At 60.9% G+C, this 22915-nt stretch carries 17 protein-coding genes; 12 read left to right on the forward strand and 5 right to left on the reverse strand.

All coding sequences use genetic code 11. The features are described from left to right. Nucleotides 1-8: 8 nt before the first annotated feature. From cydC to ACQZ60_RS23150, 4 genes are all read right to left on the reverse strand, one after another. The gene (cydC, locus tag ACQZ60_RS23135; protein WP_448736204.1) at nt 9-1700 is read right to left on the reverse strand and encodes a thiol reductant ABC exporter subunit CydC; all 1692 of its coding nucleotides are present in this window, start codon (nt 1698-1700) and stop codon (nt 9-11) included. Then, nucleotides 1697-3493: a thiol reductant ABC exporter subunit CydD gene (gene cydD / locus ACQZ60_RS23140; RefSeq protein WP_448736288.1), complete on the reverse strand. Its 1797-nt coding sequence runs from the start codon at nt 3491-3493 to the stop codon at nt 1697-1699. Before cydD ends, cydC begins: the two co-directional genes overlap by 4 nt. Nucleotides 3494-3510: 17 nt before the next feature. Then, on the reverse strand, nt 3511-4089 hold the full coding sequence (locus tag ACQZ60_RS23145) for a GbsR/MarR family transcriptional regulator (protein WP_003522458.1): 579 nt from the start codon (nt 4087-4089) through the stop codon (nt 3511-3513). Nucleotides 4090-4551: 462 nt separating this feature from the next. After that, nucleotides 4552-5583 carry an L-idonate 5-dehydrogenase gene (locus tag ACQZ60_RS23150; protein WP_448736205.1) on the reverse strand — a complete coding sequence of 344 codons (1032 nt, stop codon included), beginning with the start codon at nt 5581-5583 and terminating at the stop codon, nt 4552-4554. Nucleotides 5584-5803: 220 nt separating this feature from the next. Here ACQZ60_RS23150 and ACQZ60_RS23155 point away from each other — a divergent pair, with 220 nt between their 5' ends. From ACQZ60_RS23155 to ACQZ60_RS23165, 3 genes are all read left to right on the forward strand, one after another. Then, entirely contained in the window at nt 5804-6559 is a 756-nt protein-coding gene (locus ACQZ60_RS23155; RefSeq protein ID WP_003522158.1) for an SDR family oxidoreductase, read from the forward strand. An 88-nt stretch (nt 6560-6647) separates the two neighbouring features. Then, on the forward strand, nt 6648-7541 hold the full coding sequence (locus ACQZ60_RS23160; RefSeq protein WP_035263414.1) for an NAD(P)-dependent oxidoreductase: 894 nt from the start codon (nt 6648-6650) through the stop codon (nt 7539-7541). 158 nt (nt 7542-7699) lie between these two features. Beyond that, nucleotides 7700-8683 (forward strand): aldose 1-epimerase, encoded by a 984-nt coding sequence (locus tag ACQZ60_RS23165; protein WP_035263421.1) that lies wholly within the window; start codon nt 7700-7702, stop codon nt 8681-8683. A gap of 18 nt (nt 8684-8701) precedes the next feature. On the opposite strand, the gene ACQZ60_RS23170 is transcribed toward ACQZ60_RS23165, so the two are convergent. Next, nucleotides 8702-9163 (reverse strand): Lrp/AsnC family transcriptional regulator, encoded by a 462-nt coding sequence (locus tag ACQZ60_RS23170; protein WP_003522155.1) that lies wholly within the window; start codon nt 9161-9163, stop codon nt 8702-8704. Nucleotides 9164-9330: 167 nt separating this feature from the next. Between ACQZ60_RS23170 and ACQZ60_RS23175 the strand changes: the two genes are divergently transcribed. From ACQZ60_RS23175 to ACQZ60_RS23215, 9 genes are all read left to right on the forward strand, one after another. Continuing rightward, nucleotides 9331-10044 (forward strand): aspartate/glutamate racemase family protein, encoded by a 714-nt coding sequence (locus tag ACQZ60_RS23175; RefSeq protein WP_035263412.1) that lies wholly within the window; start codon nt 9331-9333, stop codon nt 10042-10044. Next, entirely contained in the window at nt 10045-10815 is a 771-nt protein-coding gene (locus ACQZ60_RS23180) for a class II glutamine amidotransferase (protein WP_448736206.1), read from the forward strand. 440 nt (nt 10816-11255) lie between these two features. Further along, nucleotides 11256-13718, forward strand: a complete 2463-nt coding sequence (locus tag ACQZ60_RS23185) for a glycogen/starch/alpha-glucan phosphorylase (protein ID WP_080819958.1) — start codon at nt 11256-11258, stop codon at nt 13716-13718. Next, complete coding sequence (glgB, locus tag ACQZ60_RS23190) at nt 13718-15925, forward strand: 1,4-alpha-glucan branching protein GlgB (RefSeq protein ID WP_035263407.1); 2208 nt, start codon at nt 13718-13720, stop codon at nt 15923-15925. The genes ACQZ60_RS23185 and glgB overlap by 1 nt, the downstream gene beginning before the upstream one ends. Nucleotides 15926-15946: 21 nt before the next feature. After that, the gene (gene glgC, locus ACQZ60_RS23195; protein WP_003522150.1) at nt 15947-17209 is read left to right on the forward strand and encodes a glucose-1-phosphate adenylyltransferase; all 1263 of its coding nucleotides are present in this window, start codon (nt 15947-15949) and stop codon (nt 17207-17209) included. Between the two features lie 5 nt (nt 17210-17214). Next, complete coding sequence (glgA, locus tag ACQZ60_RS23200; RefSeq protein ID WP_035263405.1) at nt 17215-18657, forward strand: glycogen synthase GlgA; 1443 nt, start codon at nt 17215-17217, stop codon at nt 18655-18657. 4 nt (nt 18658-18661) lie between these two features. Further along, the gene (locus ACQZ60_RS23205; protein WP_020809756.1) at nt 18662-20290 is read left to right on the forward strand and encodes an alpha-D-glucose phosphate-specific phosphoglucomutase; all 1629 of its coding nucleotides are present in this window, start codon (nt 18662-18664) and stop codon (nt 20288-20290) included. Nucleotides 20291-20396: 106 nt separating this feature from the next. Next, the gene (glgX, locus tag ACQZ60_RS23210; RefSeq protein ID WP_448736207.1) at nt 20397-22352 is read left to right on the forward strand and encodes a glycogen debranching protein GlgX; all 1956 of its coding nucleotides are present in this window, start codon (nt 20397-20399) and stop codon (nt 22350-22352) included. A 54-nt stretch (nt 22353-22406) separates the two neighbouring features. Continuing rightward, nucleotides 22407-22895 carry a MaoC family dehydratase gene (locus tag ACQZ60_RS23215; RefSeq protein ID WP_080853869.1) on the forward strand — a complete coding sequence of 163 codons (489 nt, stop codon included), beginning with the start codon at nt 22407-22409 and terminating at the stop codon, nt 22893-22895. Nucleotides 22896-22915 lie beyond the last annotated feature (20 nt).

The raw sequence follows: 22915 nt of genomic DNA on the forward strand, positions 1-22915 counted from the left end.
AAAAAATCTCAGTCCGGGCGCAGTGTCTCCAGCACTACGCCGTATTCCGGGGTGCCGCTTTGACATTCATCAAATTGACGCCCCTCTTTCAGCACGATGATGCGATCGGCAAATTCCGCCTCGCGACGATTATGGGTGATCATCACGACAGTCTTTTCCTCTGCCCTCGCAAACAGCCGGGTGAGCACGTCGCGTGCGGTCTCGCCATCCAGCCCTTCCGTCACCTCGTCGAGAAGCCAGAGCGGCCGGTCGGCGAGCAGGAAACGGGCGAGCGCCAGCCGGCGCGACTGGCCGCCGGAAAGCCCCTGGCCCGCCTCGCCAAGCCTTGTGTCCAGCCCGGCGGCCAAGGTTTTGACGTGTTCGGCAAGGCCTGCCGCCTCGAGCGCATCCCATAACTCGGCCCCGGTTGCGGCGGGTTTCGCCAGCCGCAGATTGTCGGCGATGCTGTCGCGGAAAAGCTGGCTTCGCTGCGTCATCAGGGTAGACGGCAGGGCGTTGACCGTGCCCGCAGCCGGCCGCAATTCACCCGCCAGAAGCTGGATGAGGCTTGTCTTGCCCGCACCGCTCTGGCCGATGATGGCAACCCGTTCCCCGGAGGCGATTGCAAGGTTGATATCCGTCAGGATCGGATTGTCGTTCCCGTCCCGCTCCAGACGCACGTTTTTTAGATCTGTCGCCATGCCGTCGACCGGCGAGACGGGACAGCGGCCTTCAGACGTTGCCGAAAGACGCGGCGCGATGCGCCTTGCGGAAAACAATGTGCGTCCAAGTTCCATCGCTCCACGGCGCAGCGCCGTGAAAGGCTCCAGCGCGGCAAAACAGACGAGCAGCCCGAGTGCTGCGGCCGGCGCGCTCACCGCCCCCTGTTCCGCAAGCCAGGCCATGCCGAGAAGGGCGGCGCTCAAAAGAACGGCCGCTGAAAACCCGAAGGAAAAACCGGCACTGGTTTCGATACGGTTCAGCGTATCATCGCAGGCAGAGAGGTAATCATCCGCCCGTTTCACCGCCGCGACCTGCGCGGAAAGGCGGCCGGTGGTCAAGAGCTCCGTCTGCCCGCTTACGAGATCGGCCGTGCGGGCGCGAAGGGCTTCCAGCCCGATTGCCCGGCGGCGCGAGAATGTTTCCGCCCGCAAGGCGGCGCGAACCGAAATTCCAAGCCCCGCCGCAATGAGAAAAACCGCCGTCAGAATGCCCGCCAGAGGATGGAGAAAAGCAAGCCCGAGACCTGTCGCGATTGCAGCAAGGACCGCCACGGCGGCGGGAACCAGCACGCGCAGATAAAGCGAATCCAGCGCATCGATATCCGCCGTCAGCCGGTTCAGCAGGCGCGCGGGCCTCGCCTCCAGGGATTTCGCGGTCTGGGGCGCGGCAAACCCGCGAAACAGCTTTTCCCGAAGTGCTGCAAGCACGGAAAGCGTGGCGTCATGGGTCGTCATGCGTTCGCCGTAACGGGCGGCGGTGCGCGCCAGCGCCAGAAGACGAATGGCGGCCGAAGGCGCAAAGACATCGAAAGCATAGGCCGTTGCCGGCAGAAGACCGGCAATCGCCGTTGCGGTGATGAACCAGCCGGAAACGCCGAGAAGGCCGATGCCCGCCAGCACCGTCGTTACCGCCAGAACCGCGCCCGCCATCAACATGCCGCGCCGCGCCGACCAGAACAGGCCGATAATGGGTCTCAATATCGCAAAACGCGCGATCATGGCTGCCCCCTCGAATGGATCGCCGTCATATCCACGATCCTGTCCATGCGCGCCGCAAGCACCGGATCATGGGTCGCCACGATCAATGTCCTGCCATTTGCCAGTTGCAGCAGGTTTTCCGTGACGAGAGCAGCCGTTTCCCGGTCGAGATGGGCTGTCGGCTCATCGGCCAGAACAAGCTGCGTTGCGGGGTCAGCGAAAGCACGCGCAATGGCAAGCCGCACCGCCTCCCCGCCCGAGATTCCATATCCGCCATCGCCGATCTGCAGATTCCGGCGTGCATGCGACAACCCATCGAGCCCGGTGCGGCGCAGCGTCTCTTCCACCATACCGCCACTGACAACCGAACGGCCGAAGCGAATATTCGCCTTCAGCGAACCGGCAAAAAAGAACGGCTTCTGGCTGACCCAGCCGATCGTCCTGCGCAGCCCATCCGCCGTCGCATTATCGAGATTGACGCCGCCGATCCTGATCGAGCCCTCTCCAGCCTCGGCCAACCCGGCAATCAAGGAGAGTACAGTGGATTTGCCACAACCGGAAGGCCCAAGAATTGCTATCCGCTCACCCTGCTGAACGGTCAGGTTGAGATTTTGGATGACAGGTGGGGCGCTCGGATAAGCGAAAGAGAGATTGCCGATCTCCAGCAGGCCGGGTGTCGGGGATAGGACAGACGCCACATCCGCACCCTCGCCCGCGATGGCCGCACCGCCGGCCGTCAATTTGCCGAGCGCATCAAGTGCTGCTTCACCGGCCGCGCGGTCGTGCCAGACGGCGGAGAGTTCCCGCAGCGGCTCGAAAAAGGCCGGCGCCAGAAGCAGGATGAAAAGGCCTTCGGCAAGTGTCAGCTTCTCGCCCCAGGCGCCGAAATCGAGAAATCCGAGCAGATGAAATCCGATATAGACGGCGGTCATGGCAACGCCGAGCGCTGCGAAAAGCTCCAGCACCGCCGAGGAGAGAAAGGCGATCCTGAGCACCGCCATCGTCCGCTTCTTGAGGTTCTGCGCATCGGCGCTGAGACGCTCCGCCGTCAGATCGACGGCTTTCAGCGTGCGGATCGTTTCCAGCCCGCGCAGGCGGTCGAGCAGGAAGGCATTCATATTGCCCGTCTCTGTAAGCTGCTTTTCACTGGCGGCCTTGGCCTGCCAGCCGATGAGCGCCATGAAAAGCGGGATGGTTGGCATGGCGAGCAGCAGCACCAGCGCCGCAATCCAGGTAAAGGGCAGGATCGCCAGCACAAAAACCAGCGGCACGATGGTCGCCTTCATCCGCGCCGGCTGGAAACGGGAAAGATAAGGCACCAGCGCTTCCGCCGCCTCTGCCACGACGCCTGCTGCCTCACCGGAGGCGGTGCGCGACAGATCGAGCGGGGAAACCTTCGCCACGGCCTGCAGCGCTTCCAGCCGCCGCTGCGACAGCGCCGCGCGAGCGGCACGAAACGACAGCCGCGCCGCGATCTTTTCCAGCCATGCCTTGATGAGGCCGAGGATGAGAACCGCGGCCGCAGCCGGCACGATCGCCATCATCGGCGCGCCATCGGCAATTCTTCCGACTGAAAAGGCAAGCAAATCTGCCTGCGGCAGCCAGAGCAAAGCCGCCAGGACATGCAGCAGGGCAACGGATCTACCAACTGCCGGCGAGCGTGTCATTTTCGCCCGCCCGGCGGCTCTGTCGCGAGAGGTTTTGCGATTGGCATTGCTGAAGAAGCGCCGACGCGTTGCATCGGGCGAGACTCCAACCGGAGCGGGACAGACTGCCCCGTCACCATCGGCCCCCTGGCGGATTTCCACGGACATGCTCACGGCCGATCTCCTCACCCGTCCTTCTTCGCGCCACGGGGTCTGGCGAGGGAGACGATCTTGTCCTTGGCCTCCAGAAGCTTCGTAACCTTCGAACCGAGCGCCAGAAGCGAAGCCAGCCTTTCCGTCTCCAGCCGCTTCACATCGTCATACCAGCCGGTGAGCTGCTCGATCAGCGTCTTCATCTCGTCGATGCGCTTTTGCGCATGCCGCTCATCTTCGTTTTCCGGCGTCTCCATCAGAATTTCGCGCAGCACGCTGAGCGTGGGATCGATCTCGCGCTTCTTGCGCTCTTCGGCAAGGGTGCGGAGAATTTGCCAGACATCGTCTGGCGTCGTGAAAAAATCGCGCCGGTCGCCGGGAAAATGCTTGAGAATTGCAAGGTTCCACGCCTGCAACTCCTTCAGGCTCATCGACACGTTGGAACGGGAAATGCCGAGCGCCTCCACAATCTCGTCCGCACACAATGGCTGCGGCGAAATATAAAGCAAAGCATAGACTTGGCCGACGGTGCGGTTGATGCCCCAGCGGCTGCCCATCTCACCGAAATGCAGCACGAAGGACTGAACGAGCGGGGACAGGCTGGTTGGCATTTTTACGTTTCCTGAATTTTCAGTAATTTCTGAAATTTCGATAACGCAAAAAACAGCAGGCGGCAAATCACCTTTTTGACCTGCGTCAAAATGTGCAAACGGGCCGAGACGACGTCGGTAAAGACGGTAGTGGGTGCAGCCCGGAGCCAAATATGCGGCCGTCGTGTTAGGGGGGTATGACAGGCTGGGGCGTTTGCTGGCGTCCGTCACTTTCCCTCCGTCATTCCGGCCTTGAGCCGGAATCCAGTCAGCCCAAGTCCTTGGGCTGAAAGGACTCTCTCGCCGCGCAGACGCGCGCCGGCTAGATTCCGGCTCAAGGCCGGAATGACGCATCTAAAGCAGTTGATGATACCGATAACATCTTCACGAGTCGCCACGGGCAAGAACCCACCGAAAAAAATCGGCGACGGAATGACCCGCCGCCGATCGAAACGTCGGCACATTCGCGCGTAGAAACCTTGCTTACGAAAAAGCGATCTGCACCTTCATCGCACGGCTGCGATCCGAGGCGAATTCGAAGGCCGAGATGGCGTCGGCGAGATCGACGGTCTGGGTGATGAACGGCTTGACGTCGATCAGGCCTTTGCGCATCAATTCCACACCGGTGGCGAATTCCTCGTGGAAGCGGAAAGAGCCGCGCAGATCCAGTTCCTTGGCGGTGATCGCCATCATCGGCAGGCTCATATCGCCGCCAAGGCCGAGCTGGACGATGATGCCGCGCGGACGAAGCGCCGCAATACCCCCGGCAAGCGCCACCGCCGCACCCGAGCATTCATAGAGAACATCGAAGGTTCCCTTGTTCGCACCATAGGCAGCAAGTGCGTCGGGCTCATCCTTGCTGTTGATGACACGATCCGCACCGGCCTCGCGCGCCTTGGCAAGCGTGAAATCGGAAAGATCGGTGGCGACGATCTCAGCCGCGCCGGCCCGACGCGCCGCCAGAATGGACAGGATGCCGATCGGGCCACAGCCTGTGACGAGCACGCGTTTCCCGAGCAAATCACCGGCACGGCGGGTAGCGTGCAGCGTTACCGCCAGCGGCTCCGCCATGGCGGCCTCGCCGGCGGTCAGGCCATCGGCCGGCACGCATTGCAGGGCGTCGGCCACCAGAACCTCACGGAAAGCGCCCTGAATATGCGGGAAAGGCATGGCGCTGCCATAAAAGCGCATGTTGAGGCACTGGTTGTGCAGGCCTTCCTGGCAAAAGCGGCAGGTTCGGCATGGGCGAGACGGCGAAACGGCGACCAGACCGCCGACCTTTAGCCCTTCCACGCCCTCGCCCAGTTCTTCGATGACGGCGGAGACTTCATGGCCGAGCACCATGGGTTCACGAAGCCGCACCGCGCCGAAACCGCCATGGTTGTAATAATGCAGATCGCTGCCGCAAATTCCGCCCCGGACCAGACGAAGCCGCACTTCTCCCGGCCCCGGCGCTTCCTCGGGCCGCTCCTCGATGCGCACATCCTTTGCCCCATGGGCAACAATCGCTCTCATAAATATCTCCCGTTCGACATCGCGCTTGAGCGGCGCGACAAAATAATCCGCATCCCTGTCACCGCCGCCTGCCGAGCATTTGCACGTCGTGCGGCCTCCCCGCCCGCCCGATCCGTACCGAAACCGGGCGTTTAAGCCTTGACATCCACGTCTGAAAGGGATGAATGTTATCGATAACATAAACCTGTATGAATGCAATGTCGAGAGACTGGAGGAAACAGTGGGCCTTAAATTGTTCGATCTTTCCGGCCGCCGCGCCCTGATCACGGGTTCGTCCCAGGGCATCGGCTTCGCGCTGGCGCAAGGGCTGGCGGAAGCGGGAGCGGAAGTGGTGCTGAACGGGCGCGACGAGGCGAAGCTGAAAGCTGCCGCCGCCGGCATCAAGGGTGCGAAAACGCTTGCTTTCGACGCCACCGATCATGAAGCGGTGCGCAAGGCCATCGACGGTTTCGAGGCGGAAGTCGGTCCCATCGATATTCTGGTCAACAATGCCGGCATGCAGCACCGCACGCCGCTTGAGGATTTTCCGGCGGATGCCTTCGAGCGCCTGCTGCAGACCAACATCGCCTCGGTGTTCCACGCCGGACAGGCGGCCGCGCGCCATATGATCAGCCGCGGTCGTGGCAAGATCATCAACATCGCCAGCGTTCAGACCGCCCTTGCCCGCCCCGGCATCGCGCCCTACACCGCCACCAAGGGCGCCGTCGGCAACCTGACGAAAGGCATGGCGACGGACTGGGCCAAATACGGCCTGCAATGCAACGCCATCGCACCCGGCTATTTCGACACGCCACTCAACGCGGCCCTGGTGGCGGACGAGACCTTCTCGGCATGGCTTGAAAAGCGCACGCCCGCCGGTCGCTGGGGCAAGGTCGAAGAGCTTGTCGGCGCCTGCATCTTCCTGTCGTCCGATGCCTCGTCCTTCGTGAACGGACATATTCTCTATGTCGACGGCGGCATCACCGCTTCGCTTTAAAAACACCGAAACCGGATGGCCGGCTGCGGCCGCCATCCGGTTTTGAACCGATGACACCACGACACTTTGGGAGGAGGCCGTGAACACCATGACCGAGAAGAACAAAGTCGCCCTGATCGGCGCCGGCGCCATGGGCGGGGCAATCGGCACACGGCTCATCGAGACAGGAAACCAGCTGACGGTTTTCGATCTGGATGCGGAAAAGGTGGCGGCGCTGACGAGCCTCGGCGCGCAGAGCGCGGGTACGGCGGCGGAAGCGGCTTCGGTTTCCGATGTGGTCATCCTCAGCCTCAATTCGCCGAAAATCGTTCGCATCGCCGTCTTCGGCAAGGATGGTGTCGCGGCGGGGGCGAAGCCCGGCACGCTCATCATCGACATGTCCTCCATCGACCCGGAAGCGACGAAGGAACTGGCGGCCGATGCCGCGGAAAAAGGCCTGCGCTGGGTGGACAGCCCGCTTTCGGGCGGCGCGCCCAAGGCGCTCATCGGGCAATTGACGCTGATGGCCGGCGGCAGCGAAACGGATGTGGCCGATGCGCATCGCGTGCTGCGGCATGTGGCCAGCAATTATACACACATGGGTCCCTGCGGCGCGGGGCAGACGACGAAACTCATCAACCAGGTCCTGTGCGGGCTGAACTTCCTTGCGGTGGCGGAAGCAACCCAACTTGCGCTGGATGCCGGCGTCGATGCCGCCAAAATCCCGCAGGCGCTGAAGGGCGGCCGCGCCGACAGCGCCATCCTGCAGGAATATATGCCGCGTTATGTGGCGAAGGATTACCGCCGCACCGGCCGCATCGACAATATGGTGAAAGACCTCAACGGCGCGCAGGATCTCGCCCGGCGCACCAACACGGCCATGCCGCTGACGGCGGTTTGCGCCGAGGTGCACCGCATGCTGACGGCTGCCGGGCTGGGTGGGGAGGATCAGGCCGCGCTGATGGAATATTTCAGCGGCGCGAAACGCACTTTTCCGGACTGATTGCCCGGCAGCCATGGATGGCAGGAGCCTGTTGATACAGCCCTAGCGGGCCTTTAACGGCCATTGCGAAATTGTCCTTCAGCGAAGATGATCGGGCGAATCGGCACGGCAGCTGCCCCGATGACCGCAGACGCATGCATGCAAAGGACAATTTCCCGATGACACCCTCCACCACAGGCACGGGGATTGCCGGTCTGACCGTTTCTGGAAACGGTTTCACTGCCGAAATCGCTTACGAGGGCGCGACGCTTTTAAGCTGGCGGCCGGTCTCTGCCGATGGCGGCGAAGGCGAGAATCTTGTCGACGGATATTCGACGCCTGCCGAAATGCAGTCGCAAAACGGCGTGAGAAACGGCATTCTCGCGCCCTTCACCAATCGCATCCCGGATGGTCGGTTCAGTTTTGGCGGGCAGATGCACCGCATTGAGCCGGTGCTTGCCCATGAAGCCCTCGTCTTCCACGGATTTGCCAGAGCCCTGCCCTTCGCGCTTGCGCAGTCTTTCGAGGCAAACGGCGCTCACATTCTCGTCTTCCGCGCCGAAATAGCGCCTGCGGATTTTAAGGGTTATCCCTACCGTCTCGCCATCGAGGTGGAATATCGCTTTTCCAGCCATGAGGTCACCATCGACATACGCGGCATCAATCGCGATGAACGGCCCCTGCCTTTCGCCGCCGGCTGGCATCCCTATTTCCGCCTGCCCGGCACGACGTCTATCGACGACCTTCTTCTCACGCTGCCCTCGCGAACGGCGATTGAAACAGACGAAGACCTGATCCCCCTGCGCAACCCACAGGGCGGGGTGGTCAAACGGGACGACACCCGCTTTCTCCATGCGCCGCTGGCCGGCCATGTGCTCGATGTCTGCTTCACCGACCTCATCGCATCCGAAAACGGGCTTTACGAGACGAGGCTCGAAAACCGGCACGACGGTTCGGGCCTGACGGTCTGGCAGGAGCGCGGGCACATGCATGTCTTCACCGGCGATACGCTCGCCCGCGACAGGCGACAATCCATCGCGCTCGAACCGGTGGAAACGCCGACCAACGCCTTCAACCAGCCGGAACTCGCGGATGCGATTGCGCTGCAACCGGGCGAGACGCGAAGCTTCCGCTTCGGCGTTCGTTTCGAGACGGCGCGCTGATTAAGGCTCGATGATCGCTCAGATATGTGTCGTCGGCAGCGAAGACGACAGCTTCACCGTCTCCATGGAGATATAGGCGGACATGTCGTAAAGCTCGACGCGGCGCAGGATCTGTTTGTAGATCGTGTCGTAATATTCGACATTCGGTAGCACGAGTTTCAGAATATAGTCGAAATTGCCGGTCAGCCGGTGAACCTCGACAATTTCCGGTATGGTGCTGACGGCGGCATGGAACCGGTCCAGCCAGTCCTCTGCATGCAGGCCGGTTCTCACCAGCAGGAAAACCGTGGTCGGCAGGTTGATCTTGCGCCGGTCGAGCAGCGCCATCGTGCCCGTCACATAACCTTCCGCCCGCAGCCGCGTGATGCGGCGCGAACAGGCGGATAGCGACAGCGACACTTCCTCCGCAATGTCGGCGAGCGGCGTTTCTGCATTTTCCTGGAGAATCGCAAGGATTCGGCGGTCACGGTCATCAATCATCGGCAAAGAATGCACAGGTTAACGCAATGGCGCAAGAAATTTGCGACCTCTAGAGAAAGAACGCCCTAATTTTGCATCTACGCCGTGAAATCGCTGCAAAAACGCATGCCGTTTTCGTCCCGACGATGGCATCCTTATTTTCAATCAAACTTGATAAGGGAACTCTTATGAAACGGATCGGCCTGATCGGCGGCATGAGCTGGGAATCCACCGCAACCTATTACCGCATGATCAACGAGGCCGTGCGCGACAGCCGCGGCGGCCTGGTCTCTGCCGATATCGTCATGCATTCGCTCGATTTTTCCGAGGTCGTCGCCCTTCAGAAGGCCGATCGCTGGGATGAGGCCGGTGCGCTTCTGGGCGCTGCCGGCGCGCGTCTTGCCAATGCGGGCGCCGATTGCGTGCTGATCTGCACCAACACCATGCATCTGGTCGCTGACACCGTGGAGAAGATGTCCGGCGTGGCGCTGATCGATATCATCGATGAAACCGCCGCAGCCCTGAAGGCGGACGGACGCCGCAAGCCGCTGCTGCTCGCCACCCGCTACACGATGGAACATGGTTTCTACACCGACCGCATGCGCCGCCACGATGTCGAGGTGGTCGTTCCCGATGCGGAAGACCGGGTTGCGATCCACGACATTATTTTCGGCGAACTCTGCCAGGGCGAAATCAAGTCCTGCTCGCGCGAGCGCTATCTCGCGGTCATCGAGAAGGCCCGTGCACTTGGCGTCGATTCCGTCATTCTCGGCTGCACCGAGATTTCGCTGCTGATCGACCCCGATGCCCTGCCGCTGCCGGGTTACGATTCGACCGCCATTCACGCGAAGGCCGCCGTCGGCTTCGCGCTCGGAAACAAGGCCCTGAACAGAGCCGCATGAATGTGCCGCCTCTTTGCCTATTCCGGTAAACCGGTCTGGCTCGACAGTCTTCTGATCGAGCCGGAAGCATCGCTGGTCAGCCAGTCCATGGCCGCAAGGGAAGCGAAAACCGTCGTCAATGGCGATGGCTGCGGCCTTGGCTGGTATGGCGAACGCGGAACGCCCGGCGTTTTTCGCGATACAAGGCCCGCCTGGTCCGATGCCAATCTGGCGGCGCTTTGCCACCAGCTCCGCTCGGGCATGTTCATGGCCCATGTCCGCTCCGCCACGTCAGGCGAAGTGTCCCGAGCCAACTGCCATCCCTTTGCGCATGGGCGATACCTGTTCATGCATAACGGCCAGATCGGCGGTTACGAGCAGATCAGGCGCGACATCGATTCCCTCATCCCCGACGATATCTATGCGTCCCGGCGCGGCACCGGCGATAGCGAAGCCATTTTCCTGATCGCCGTCGGGCATGGCCTCGACACCGAGCCGGTTCGCGCCATTTCCACCGCGCTGCAGCTCTGCCAGGAAAAGATGATGGCGGCAGGCGTGTCTTCCGCGCTGCGATTCAGTGCCGTTCTTATGGATGGCGATTGCCTGCATGCCTTCCGCTGGTCGAGCGACGACAAGCCGCCGACACTCTACTGGCGAGGGCTCGATGACGGCATCGCATTGAGTTCCGAACCCTTTTCCTTCGATTGCGCGCCCTGGTGCACCGTTCCCCCCAATACCAGGGTGACGATCCGCGCCGGCGAGATGGCGATGGAACCTTTTCTCCTGCCGTAAACAGCGCCATTGGCGATGATCGCAGCCGGTTTTTACACCCGCGCCATCACAGGTCGGCGCGGCGGCAGCGCTGCCCTGTTTATTTTCATTGAATTTTCACAACCGCGAAGGCTAGTGTGTGATCCGATAGTTCGAAACAGATTTCAGGACCGGTGAACCATTTCAGAAGTATTGCAGCCTCTTCCCCTTTTCCGAGCGATGCCCGGCATCGCAAGGATCAAGAAAATCCGCTGAAGAACGGCGCAGACAGGGCGATCAATGCCTTCGGCGATCCTTTGGGCGCCGAGAAAAACACTTATTTTTCATTGCGCTAAGCTGTTCAATTTTCCGAAAAAATTGCTGTTGCCACGCCTCCATATCGATGCATAAACTGGCATCAGCAAAGGCAAGCCGGATCAACCTCTCAGACCCTCTCCTCCCACCAAGGTGCTGACCGACCAATGATCAATAATCTTAACGCCGCCGATCTTCCCCGTCCCGCCCCGCGCAGTTCCAACCCGGAAATCATGGCGTCGGAAATCATCGAACGCCTCACCTACCGTATCGGCAAGGATGTCAAGGTTGCCAAGCCCCATGACTGGCTGACCGCAACCATCCTCGTCGTGCGCGACCGCATCATCGACAAGTGGATGGAATCCACCCGCAAGGCCTATGCCAATAATTCCAAGCGCGTCTATTATCTGTCGCTCGAATTCCTGATCGGCCGCCTGATGCGTGACGCCATCTCCAATATCGGCCTGATGCACGAAATCCGCGATGCCCTGTCCTCGCTCGGCGTCGATCTGGATGTCATCGCCGGGCTGGAGCCGGATGCGGCGCTCGGCAATGGCGGTCTCGGCCGGCTTGCGGCCTGTTTCATGGAATCCATGGCGACCGTCGACATTCCCGCCTATGGCTACGGCATCCGTTACGTGCACGGCCTCTTCCGCCAGCAGATGGCGGATGGCTGGCAGGTGGAACTGCCGGAAACCTGGCTGGCGCACGGCAACCCCTGGGAATTCGAGCGCCGCGAAAGCTCCTATGAAATCGGCTTCGGCGGATCGGTGGAAACCATCGGCGGTTATGAAGATCCGCAGCGTTTCGTCTGGAAACCGGCCGAACGCGTGATCGCCATGGCTTACGACACGCCGGTCGTCGGCTGGCGTGGCACCCGCGTCAATACGCTGCGCCTGTGGTCGGCGCAGCCTATCGACCCCATTCTGCTGGCCGCCTTCAACGCCGGCGACCATATCGGCGCCTTGCGCGAAAGCAACAAGGCGGAAAGCCTGACGCGGGTTCTCTACCCTGCGGACGCAACGCCGGCCGGTCAGGAACTGCGCCTGCGGCAGGAGTTCTTCTTCTCCTCCGCCTCGCTGCAGGACATTCTGCGCCGCCATTTGCAGCAATATCCCGATTTCACCTCGCTGCCTGAGAAGGTCTCGATCCAGCTCAACGATACGCATCCGGCCATTTCCATCGCTGAAATGATGCGTCTTCTGTGCGATGTGCACGGGCTGGAATTCGAGGAAGCGTGGAAGATCACGCAGGGCACATTCTCCTATACCAACCACACGCTTCTGCCGGAGGCGCTGGAAAGCTGGCCGGTGCCGCTGCTCGAGCGTCTTCTGCCAAGACATATGCAGATCGTCTATGCGATCAACGCCAACACGCTGGTCTACGCCCGCAAGGAAAAGAAGATGGCGGATCAGCAGATCCGTTCGATCTCGCTGATCGATGAAGGCGGCGAACGCCGCGTGCGTATGGGCAACCTCGCTTTCATCGGCTCGCATTCCATCAACGGCGTTTCCGCCCTTCATACCGACCTGATGAAGGAAACGGTCTTTGCCGACCTGCACAGCCTTTACCCTGACCGTATCAACAACAAGACCAATGGCATCACACCGCGCCGCTGGCTGATGCAGTGCAATCCGGGCCTCACCAGCCTGCTGCGCGAGGCGATTGGCGACGATTTCCTCGACGACGCGGAAAAGCTCACCGCGCTCGACCGTTTCGCCGACGATGCCGGTTTCCGCGAAAAATTCGCCGAGGTGAAGCGTCTGAACAAGGTGCGGCTTGCCAATACGGTGGCGCAGCGCATGGGCATCCGCGTCGATCCCTCGGCCATGTTCGACATCCAGATCAAGCGTATCCATGAATATAAGCGCCAGCTTCTGAACCTCGTGGAGACGGTCGCGCTTTATGACCAGATCCGGTCTCACCCGGAACTGGATTGGGTGCCGCGCGTTAAGTTCTTCGCAGGCAAGGCGGCGCCGAGTTATCACAACGCGAAGCTGATCATAAAGCTTGCCAACGATATTGCCCGGGTCATCAACAACGATCCGGCCGTGCGCGGGCTTCTGAAAGTGGTGTTTGTTCCGAACTATAACGTCTCGCTTGCGGAAATCATGGTTCCCGCCGCCGATCTTTCCGAACAGATCTCGACGGCCGGCATGGAAGCTTCCGGCACCGGCAACATGAAATTCGCACTCAACGGCGCGCTCACCATCGGCACGCTCGATGGCGCCAATGTCGAAATGCGCGATCATGTCGGCGCGGAGAATATCGTCATCTTCGGAATGACAGCGGATGAAGTGGCCAAGGCGCGCGCCGAAGGCCACAATCCCCGCGCGATCATCGAAGGATCGGCCGAGCTGTCGCAGGCGCTGTCTTCCATCGCCTCCGGCGTCTTCTCGCCGGATGACCGCTCCCGTTTCGCCGGCCTGATCGACGGTATCTACAACAGCGACTGGTTCATGGTCGCCGCCGACTTCGACGCCTATGCCAATGCGCAGCGCGAGGTGGACGCGATCTGGAGCGATCCGGATAGCTGGTATGCCAAGACAGTGCGCAACACGGCGCGCATGGGCTGGTTCTCGTCCGACCGGACAATCCGCCAATATGCCACCGAGATCTGGAGAGCCTGATGAAAAAACCGCTCAATTCGGCCGAAGAGAAAAAGACTGGCGACATCACGAAGGCTGAAATCGAGGCGATCAAGAGCGGTTTGCATTCCAATCCCTTTGCCCTTCTCGGCGTTCACGAAACGCCGGAAGGGTTTTCCGCCCGCTGTTTCATTCCCGGCGCCGAGGAGGTTTCCGTCCTGACGCTCGACGGAAATTTCGTGGGCGAATTGAAGCGGCTCGATCCGGATGGCTTTTTCGAAGGCCGGATCGATCTTTCGAAGCGACAGCCGGTGCGGTATCGCGCCAGCCGCGACGATGCCGAATGGGCGGTGACCGACCCTTACAGCTTCGGCCCGGTTCTCGGCCCCATGGACGATTATTTCGTCCGCGAAGGATCGCATCTCAGACTCTTCGACAGGATGGGCGCGCATCCGCTGAAGCTCGAGGGCGTCGAGGGCTTCCACTTCGCCGTATGGGCGCCCAATGCGCGGCGTGTTTCCGTCGTCGGCGATTTCAACAATTGGGATGGTCGCCGGCATGTTATGCGGTTCCGCAAGGATACAGGCATCTGGGAAATCTTCGCGCCTGACGTCTATGCCGGCTGTGCCTACAAGTTCGAAATCCTCGGCGCAAACGGCGAGCTTCTGCCCCTCAAAGCCGACCCCTATGCCCGCCGCGCCGAGTTGCGACCGAAGAACGCCTCCGTTACAGCACCGGAACTCACCCAGAAATGGGAAGACCAGGCTCACCGGGAACATTGGGCGCAGGTGGACCAGCGCCGCCAGCCGATCAGCATTTATGAGGTGCATGCCGGCTCCTGGCGGCGGCGCGAGGACGGCACGTTCCTGAGCTGGGACGAACTGGCCGCCCAGCTCATTCCCTATTGCACGGATATGGGCTTCACCCATATCGAGTTCCTGCCCATCACCGAACATCCCTATGACCCTTCCTGGGGTTACCAGACGACCGGGCTTTATGCGCCGTCCGCCCGTTTCGGCGATCCGGAGGGCTTTGCGCGTTTCGTCAATGGCGCCCACAAGGTCGGCATCGGCATCCTGCTCGACTGGGTTCCGGCGCATTTTCCGACAGACGAGCACGGGCTGCGCTGGTTCGACGGCACCGCACTTTACGAACATGCCGATCCGCGGCAGGGTTTTCACCCCGACTGGAACACGGCCATCTATAATTTCGGCCGTATCGAGGTGATGTCCTACCTCATCAACAATGCGCTTTATTGGGCCGAAAAATTCCATCTCGACGGCCTGCGCGTCGATGCGGTCGCCTCGATGCTCTATCTCGATTATTCCCGCAAGGAAGGCGAGTGGATCCCCAATGAATATGGCGGGCGGGAAAATCTCGAATCCGTCCGCTTCCTGCAGAAGATGAATTCCCTCGTCTACGGCACCCATCCGGGCGTCATGACCATTGCCGAGGAATCCACCTCCTGGCCGAAAGTGTCGCAGCCGGTCCACGAAGGCGGCCTCGGCTTCGGTTTCAAATGGAATATGGGCTTCATGCACGATACGCTGAGTTATTTCTCGCGCGAGCCGGTGCATCGCAAGTTCCACCATCAGGAGCTGACCTTCGGCCTGCTTTACGCCTTCAGCGAAAATTTTGTGCTGCCGCTTTCCCATGACGAGGTGGTGCACGGCAAGGGATCGCTGATCGCCAAGATGTCCGGCGACGACTGGCAGAAATTCGCCAATCTGCGGTCCTATTACGCCTTCATGTGGGGTTATCCCGGCAAGAAGCTGCTGTTCATGGGGCAGGAATTCGCCCAATGGAGCGAATGGAGCGAAAAGGGCTCGCTCGACTGGAACCTGCGCCAATATCCGATGCATGAGGGCATGCGCCGCCTCGTGCGCGATCTAAACCTCACCTACCGTTCAAAACCCGCTTTGCACGCCCGCGACTGCGAACCGGAAGGTTTCCGCTGGCTTGTGGTGGATGACCACGACAATTCCGTCTTCGCCTGGCTGCGCATGGCGCCGGGTGAAAAGCCGGTGGCGGTCATCTGCAATCTCACGCCGGTCTATCGGGAAAACTATTATGTGCCGCTTCCGCTTGCGGGGCGGTGGAGGGAGATTCTCAACACCGACGCCGAAATTTATGGCGGCAGCGGCAAGGGAAATGGCGGACGCGTTCAGGCGGTCGATGCCGGGGGAGACATCGGGACAATGCTCGTGCTGCCGCCGCTCGCAACGATCATGCTCGAGCCGGAAAACTGACAGACAGAGAGGGAGGACACCATGTCGGAAAAAAGAGTTCAGCCTTTGGCACGCGATGCAATGGCCTATGTCCTCGCAGGCGGCAGAGGAAGCCGCCTGAAGGAATTGACGGACCGCCGGGCAAAACCCGCCGTCTATTTCGGCGGCAAGGCGCGCATCATCGATTTCGCGCTCTCCAACGCGCTCAATTCCGGCATTCGCCGCATCGGCGTCGCCACGCAATACAAGGCGCACTCGCTCATCCGCCACCTGCAGCGCGGCTGGGACTTCTTCCGTCCCGAACGTAACGAAAGCTTCGATATTCTGCCGGCCTCCCAGCGCGTTTCCGAAACGCAATGGTATGAAGGCACGGCCGACGCCGTCTACCAGAACATCGACATCATCGAGCCCTATGCGCCGGAATATATGGTCATCCTCGCCGGCGACCATATCTACAAAATGGACTACGAATACATGCTGCAGCAGCATGTCGATTCCGGCGCCGACGTGACGATCGGTTGCCTTGAAGTGCCGCGCATGGAAGCGACCGGCTTCGGCGTGATGCATGTGAATGAAAAAGACGAGATCATCGATTTCATCGAAAAGCCGGCCGATCCGCCGGGCATTCCCGGCAATGAAGGCTTCGCTCTCGCCTCGATGGGCATCTACGTCTTCCACACGAAATTCCTGATGGAAGCCCTGCGCCGCGACGCCGCAGACCCGACTTCCAGCCGCGACTTCGGCAAGGACATCATTCCCTATATCGTCGAGCACGGCAAAGCCGTCGCCCATCGCTTCGCCGATTCCTGTGTGCGTTCGGATTTCGAGCATGGCCCTTACTGGCGCGATGTCGGCACCATCGACGCCTATTGGCAGGCCAATATCGACCTGACGGATGTGGTGCCGGACCTCGATATCTATGACAAGTCCTGGCCGATCTGGACCTATGCGGAAATCACGCCGCCGGCGAAATTCGTGCACGATGACGAGAACCGCCGCGGCTCGGCCGTGTCTTCGGTCGTCTCCGGCGATTGCATCATTTCCGGGGCCTCCCTGCAGCGCAGCCTGCTGTTTACCGGGGTGCGCGCTAATTCATACTCCCGCCTTGAGAATGCCGTAGTACTGCCGAGTGTGAAGATCGGGCGTCATGCCCAGCTCAGCAATGTCGTCATCGACCATGGCGTGGTCATTCCGGAAGGACTGATTGTAGGAGAAGACCCAGAACTGGATGCCAAACGTTTCCGCCGCACCGAAAACGGCATTTGCCTTATCACCCAATCGATGATCGACAAGCTGGACCTGTAGAGCCCATGAATGTCCTTTCGGTTTCATCCGAAATCTATCCCCTGATCAAGACCGGAGGGCTCGCCGACGTTGCCGGCGCGCTCCCCATCGCGCTGGAAGCCCATGGCGTCACGACGCGCACATTGATACCCGGATATCCGGCGGTGAAAGCCGCCGTGACGGACCCCGTCAAATGTTTCGAATTTACCGATCTGCTCGGCGAAAAAGCCGATGTGCTCGAAGTGCGGCATGAGGGGCTCGACCTCCTCATTCTCGATGCGCCCGCCTATTACGAGCGCTCCGGCGGCCCCTATCTCGACCAGACCGGCAAGGATTATCCTGACAACTGGAAGCGTTTCGCGGCGCTTTCGCTGGCTGCGGCCCGCATTGCCGCCGGTGCGCTTCCCGGCTGGCGGCCGGATATGGTGCATGCCCATGACTGGCAGGCCGCGATGGCGCCGGTCTATATGCGTTATGCCGAAACGCCCGAGATTCCGAGCCTTCTCACCATCCACAACATCGCCTTTCAGGGCCAGTTCGGTGCGAATATTTTCAGCAAGCTTGCATTGCCCGCCCATGCCTTCGGCATGGAAGGCATCGAATATTACAACGATGTGAGCTTCCTGAAGGGCGGCCTGCAGACGGCAACGGCGCTCAGCACCGTCAGCCCGTCCTATGCCGAGGAAATCCTCACCCCGCAATTCGGCATGGGCCTGCACGGCGTCATCGGCAGCCGCGCCCATGTGCTGCACGGCATCGTCAACGGCATCGATGCCGATGTCTGGAACCCGGCGACGGACCATCTGATCCACGACAATTATTCGGCCGCCAATCTCAAGAACCGCGCGCTGAACAAGAAGGCGGTCGCCGAACATTTCCGCATCGACGATGATGACAGCCCGCTTTTCTGCATCATCTCCCGCCTCACCTGGCAGAAGGGCATCGACCTCATGGCGGAAGCCGTGGACGAGATCGTTTCCCTCGGCGGCCGTCTGGTGGTGCTGGGCGCCGGCGATGTGGCGCTGGAAGGCGCGCTTCTGGCGGCGGCATCCCGCCACCATGGCCGCGTCGGCGTTGCCGTCGGTTATAACGAGCCGTTGTCGCATCTGATGCAGGCGGGCTGCGATGCGATCATCATTCCCTCGCGTTTCGAACCCTGCGGCCTCACCCAGCTTTATGCGCTGCGTTATGGCTGCATTCCGGTCGTCGCCCGCACCGGCGGCCTTGCCGACACGGTGATCGACGCCAACCATGCCGCCATCGCCAATAAATCGGCGACCGGTGTGCAATTTTCACCCGTCACGCTCGATGGTCTGAAACAGGCGATCCGCCGGACCGTCCGTTATTACCACGACCCGAAACTATGGACACAAATGCAGAAACTCGGAATGAAATCCGATGTTTCCTGGGAAAAGAGCGCCGGTCTTTACGCCGCGCTTTACAGCCAGCTTATTTCGAAAGGCCATTGAAACAATGATCAAGACCGTTCAGACGAAGCCCTATCAGGACCAGAAGCCGGGCACATCCGGCCTGCGCAAGAAGGTGCCAGTCTTCGCCCAGGAAAATTACGCCGAGAACTTCCTCCAGTCGATCTTCGACGCGCTTGAGGGCTTTCAGGGCCAGACGCTGGTGATCGGCGGCGACGGCCGTTATTACAATCGCGAAGTCATCCAGAAGGCGATCAAGATGGCCGCCGCCGCCGGTTTCGGCAAGGTATTGGTCGGTCAGGGCGGCATTCTCTCGACGCCTGCCGCCTCCAACGTCATCCGCAAATACAAGGCCTTCGGCGGCATCGTGCTTTCCGCCAGCCATAATCCCGGCGGCCCGAACGAAGATTTCGGCATCAAATACAATATCGGCAATGGCGGTCCCGCACCGGAAAAGATTACCGATGCGATCTATGCCCGCTCGAAGGTCATCGACAGCTATAAAATCTCCGACGCCGCCGATATCGATCTCGACAAGGTGGGCAGCTTCAAGGTGGACGAGCTGACGGTCGAGGTGATCGATCCGGTTGCCGACTACGCCGCCCTGATGGAAGAACTGTTCGATTTCGCCGCCATCCGTGCGCTGATCGCCGGCGGTTTCAAGGTCGTGGTCGACTCCATGAGCGCCGTCACCGGTCCCTATGCCGTGGAAATCATCGAAAAGCGTCTCGGCGCGCCGAAGGGCTCCGTCCGCAACGCAACGCCGCTGCCGGATTTCGGCGGCCATCACCCTGACCCGAACCTTGTCCATGCCAAGGAGCTTTATGACGACGTCATGAGCCCGGAAGGCCCTGATTTCGGCGCCGCTTCCGATGGCGATGGCGACCGCAACATGGTGGTCGGCAAGGGCATGTTCGTCACCCCGTCCGACAGCCTCGCCATCATCGCCGCCAATGCCAAACTGGCCCCCGGTTATGCCGCCGGCATTTCCGGCATCGCCCGCTCGATGCCGACCAGTGCGGCAGCCGACCGTGTGGCCGAAAAGCTCGGCCTTGGCATGTATGAAACGCCGACCGGCTGGAAATTCTTCGGCAATCTCATGGATGCCGGCAAGGTGACGATCTGCGGCGAAGAAAGCTTCGGCACCGGCTCCAACCATGTGCGCGAAAAGGACGGCCTGTGGGCCGTGCTCTACTGGCTGAACATCGTCGCCGCGCGCAAGGAAAGCGTGAAGGACATCGTCACAAAGCACTGGGCCGAATATGGCCGCAACTATTATTCCCGCCATGACTACGAGGAAGTGGATTCGGACGCCGCCAACACGCTGGTCGCAACCCTGCGCGAAAAACTCGCCACGCTTCCCGGCACCAGCTATGGCAATCTGAAGGTCGCGGCGGCGGATGATTTTGCCTATCACGATCCGGTCGATCAGTCGGTGAGCAAAAATCAGGGCATCCGCATCCTGTTCGAAGGCGGTTCGCGCATCGTGCTGCGCCTCTCCGGCACGGGTACTGCGGGCGCCACGCTTCGCCTCTATGTCGAGCGTTATGAGCCGGATGCGGCCCGTCACGGCATCGAAACGCAGGAGGCGCTTGCCGACCTGATTTCCGTTGCCGATACGATCGCCGGCATCAAGGCCCATACCGGCCGCAACGCACCGAGCGTTATTACGTAAGGGCTTGCCGCCCGCTCATGAGGGACGCACTGAAAGCGTCCCTCACTCGGCCTTGCCTCCCTTTTCCATTCTGGAAGAGAAACACCGTTCCCCGGAGAGACAGACCATGCAGACACCTTCCGTTTTCCCCAAAGGTGCAATCCAGACGGAAAACGGAACGGAATTCACGGTCTATTCCCGGCACGCCTCGCAGATCGATCTCTGCCTTTTCGATACCAAGGGCGAAAAAGAAACGGCCCGTTTGCCGATGACGCGCGGTGAAGATGACGTTCACCGGTTGATCATCTCCGACGCCGGCCCTAGCACAAGATACGGCTTCCGCGCTCACGGCATTTACGCTCCTGAACACGGCCTCTGGTTCGATCCTGCGAAACTGCTGCTCGACCCCTATGCCACGGAGATCGACCGCCCCTTCCGGCACGATCCCGCGCTTTACGCCTTTGGTGCGGAAACCGGCGGGATCATGCCGAAGGCGATCCTTTCGCAGCATGAGCCGGTCCGGCGTCAACCGCCGTTTTTTGCCGAAGGCGGACTGATTTACGAACTCGCCGCCAAATCCTTCACCCGGCTGCATCCTGAAGTGCCGGAAGAGATCAGGGGCACCGTTGCCGCCCTTGCCCATCCCGCCATTGTCGCGCACTTGAAAAAAATCGGCGTCGATGCGGTGGAGTTGATGCCGATCACAGCATGGATCGACGAGCGCCACCTGCCGCCGCTCGGCCTTTCCAATGCCTGGGGTTATAATCCCGTCGGTTTCATGGCGCTCGATCCGCGCCTCTGCCCCGGCGGCGTGCGGGAATTGCGGGATACGGTTGCGGCACTGCATGCGCAAGGCATCGGCGTCATTCTCGATCTGGTCTTCAACCATACCGGCGAAAGCGATATCGAAGGTTCTATCCTGTCGTTGCGCGGGCTCGATAACCTCACCGCCTTCCGCCACCCGCCGGGAAAGCCGGGCGTGCTGATCAACGATACCGGCACCGGCAACACGGTCGCCTGCGATCATCCCTATATTCGCCAGCTCATCGTCGATTCCCTCCGGCATTTCGTTCTGAATGCCGGCGTGGATGGCTTCCGTTTCGACCTCGCGCCCGTGCTCGGGCGAACGGCCAATGGCTTCAACATGGCGAGCGAAACGCTCGCGGCCATGCATTCGGACGCCTTGCTTTACGACCGCCTGCTGATCGCCGAACCATGGGATATCGGCCCCGGCGGATATCAGCTCGGCAATTTCCCCGAGAGCTTTCTGGAATGGAACGACCGCGCCCGCGACGATATGCGCCGCTTCTGGCGCGGCGACGCCGGCACCACCGGGGCGCTGGCCGATGCGCTTTCCGGGTCTTCGCCGATCTTTTCCCGCCATGGCCGCTCGAACAGCCGCAGCGTCAACTTTCTCGCCGCCCATGACGGCTTCACCCTGTTCGACCTCGTCAGCCACGAACACAAGCACAATGAGAAAAACGGCGAGAACAATCGCGACGGCCACAATGAAAACCACTCCTGGAACAATGGTTTCGAAGGCCTGACGGATGACCCTGCCATTGTCGCCGCCCGCATTGCGGATGTGAAGGCGCTGCTTTCCACCCTGTTCGTCAGCCGCGGCGTCTTGATGCTGACCGCCGGCGATGAGGGCGGCCGCAGCCAGCATGGCAACAACAACGCCTATTGTCAGGACAATGACATCACCTGGGTCGACTGGTCTTCGCTTGTCCCCGAACTGATCGACCACACCGCATTTCTCGCAGCGCTTCGCAAACGCTTCGACGTCTTTTCCCAGACCAGCTTCTTTTCCGGCAGCGGCGATGTAACATGGCTTGCTCCGGGCGGGGAGCCCATGACGATTACGGACTGGGAAAGCCCGGATGGACCGGCCTTCGCCATGGTGCTTTCAACATCGGACCGGGAAACGGGCGACGAGGTCGAGCTTGCGGTTCTCATCAATCGCGGTCGCGAGGTCGTTCCTTTCACGCTGCCCGGCGATGGCTGGTGCGCCATCGGCACGGATTTCGGCAATCCCGCCTTCCTGCCCGCCCGTTCCGTGGTGTTTTATCTGCGCAGTTGATCCCTTCGCGTCGCCAGCCGTATAAGTCCCTGGAAACAATGCGGACGAGGTAACATGACAAAAGAAATTGCGCTGGCGGAGATGAAAAATCTGGTCGGCACGGAAATGGGCGTCTCCGACTGGATCACCGTCGATCAGACGATGATTGACGCCTTCGGAAAGGCGACTCTGGACGAACAGTTCATCCACACCGACCCGGAGCGCGCCAAAGCGGAAAGCCCCTTTGGCGGCACCATCGCACATGGATTCCTGACGCTGTCTCTGCTTTCGGCGCTGAATTACGATGCCCTGCCCCGCATCCGCGAACAGACCATGGGCATCAATTACGGCTTCGATGCCGTTCGTTTCGTTACGCCGGTCAAAAGCGGTGCGCGGGTGCGCGGCCGCTTCACGCTGGCGGAGGCGCGTTTTCGCGGCGCGGCCATGTTGATGACGACCTATGACGTGACGGTGGAAATCGAAAACGAGAAAAAGCCGGCGCTTACCGCCCGCTGGACCACCATCAGCCAGTTCAACCCGGAGGACAGGCCGGAAGACGCCTGAAACCGCCGCAAGGGAGAGAC

It is taken from the genome of Agrobacterium sp. 22-223-1, from assembly GCF_053522385.1.

Coding starts and splice junctions, on each gene's coding strand:
- cydC (WP_448736204.1), bottom strand. CDS start 1,700: ATGATCGCGCGTTTTGCGATATTGAGACCCATTATCGGCCTGTTCTGG.
- cydD (WP_448736288.1), bottom strand. CDS start 3,493: ATGTCCGTGGAAATCCGCCAGGGGGCCGATGGTGACGGGGCAGTCTGT.
- ACQZ60_RS23145 (WP_003522458.1), bottom strand. CDS start 4,089: ATGCCAACCAGCCTGTCCCCGCTCGTTCAGTCCTTCGTGCTGCATTTC.
- ACQZ60_RS23150 (WP_448736205.1), bottom strand. CDS start 5,583: ATGAGAGCGATTGTTGCCCATGGGGCAAAGGATGTGCGCATCGAGGAG.
- ACQZ60_RS23160 (WP_035263414.1), top strand. CDS start 6,648: ATGACCGAGAAGAACAAAGTCGCCCTGATCGGCGCCGGCGCCATGGGC.
- ACQZ60_RS23165 (WP_035263421.1), top strand. CDS start 7,700: ATGACACCCTCCACCACAGGCACGGGGATTGCCGGTCTGACCGTTTCT.
- ACQZ60_RS23170 (WP_003522155.1), bottom strand. CDS start 9,163: ATGATTGATGACCGTGACCGCCGAATCCTTGCGATTCTCCAGGAAAAT.
- ACQZ60_RS23175 (WP_035263412.1), top strand. CDS start 9,331: ATGAAACGGATCGGCCTGATCGGCGGCATGAGCTGGGAATCCACCGCA.
- ACQZ60_RS23180 (WP_448736206.1), top strand. CDS start 10,045: ATGTGCCGCCTCTTTGCCTATTCCGGTAAACCGGTCTGGCTCGACAGT.
- ACQZ60_RS23185 (WP_080819958.1), top strand. CDS start 11,256: ATGATCAATAATCTTAACGCCGCCGATCTTCCCCGTCCCGCCCCGCGC.
- glgB (WP_035263407.1), top strand. CDS start 13,718: ATGAAAAAACCGCTCAATTCGGCCGAAGAGAAAAAGACTGGCGACATC.
- glgC (WP_003522150.1), top strand. CDS start 15,947: ATGTCGGAAAAAAGAGTTCAGCCTTTGGCACGCGATGCAATGGCCTAT.
- glgA (WP_035263405.1), top strand. CDS start 17,215: ATGAATGTCCTTTCGGTTTCATCCGAAATCTATCCCCTGATCAAGACC.
- ACQZ60_RS23205 (WP_020809756.1), top strand. CDS start 18,662: ATGATCAAGACCGTTCAGACGAAGCCCTATCAGGACCAGAAGCCGGGC.
- glgX (WP_448736207.1), top strand. CDS start 20,397: ATGCAGACACCTTCCGTTTTCCCCAAAGGTGCAATCCAGACGGAAAAC.
- ACQZ60_RS23215 (WP_080853869.1), top strand. CDS start 22,407: ATGACAAAAGAAATTGCGCTGGCGGAGATGAAAAATCTGGTCGGCACG.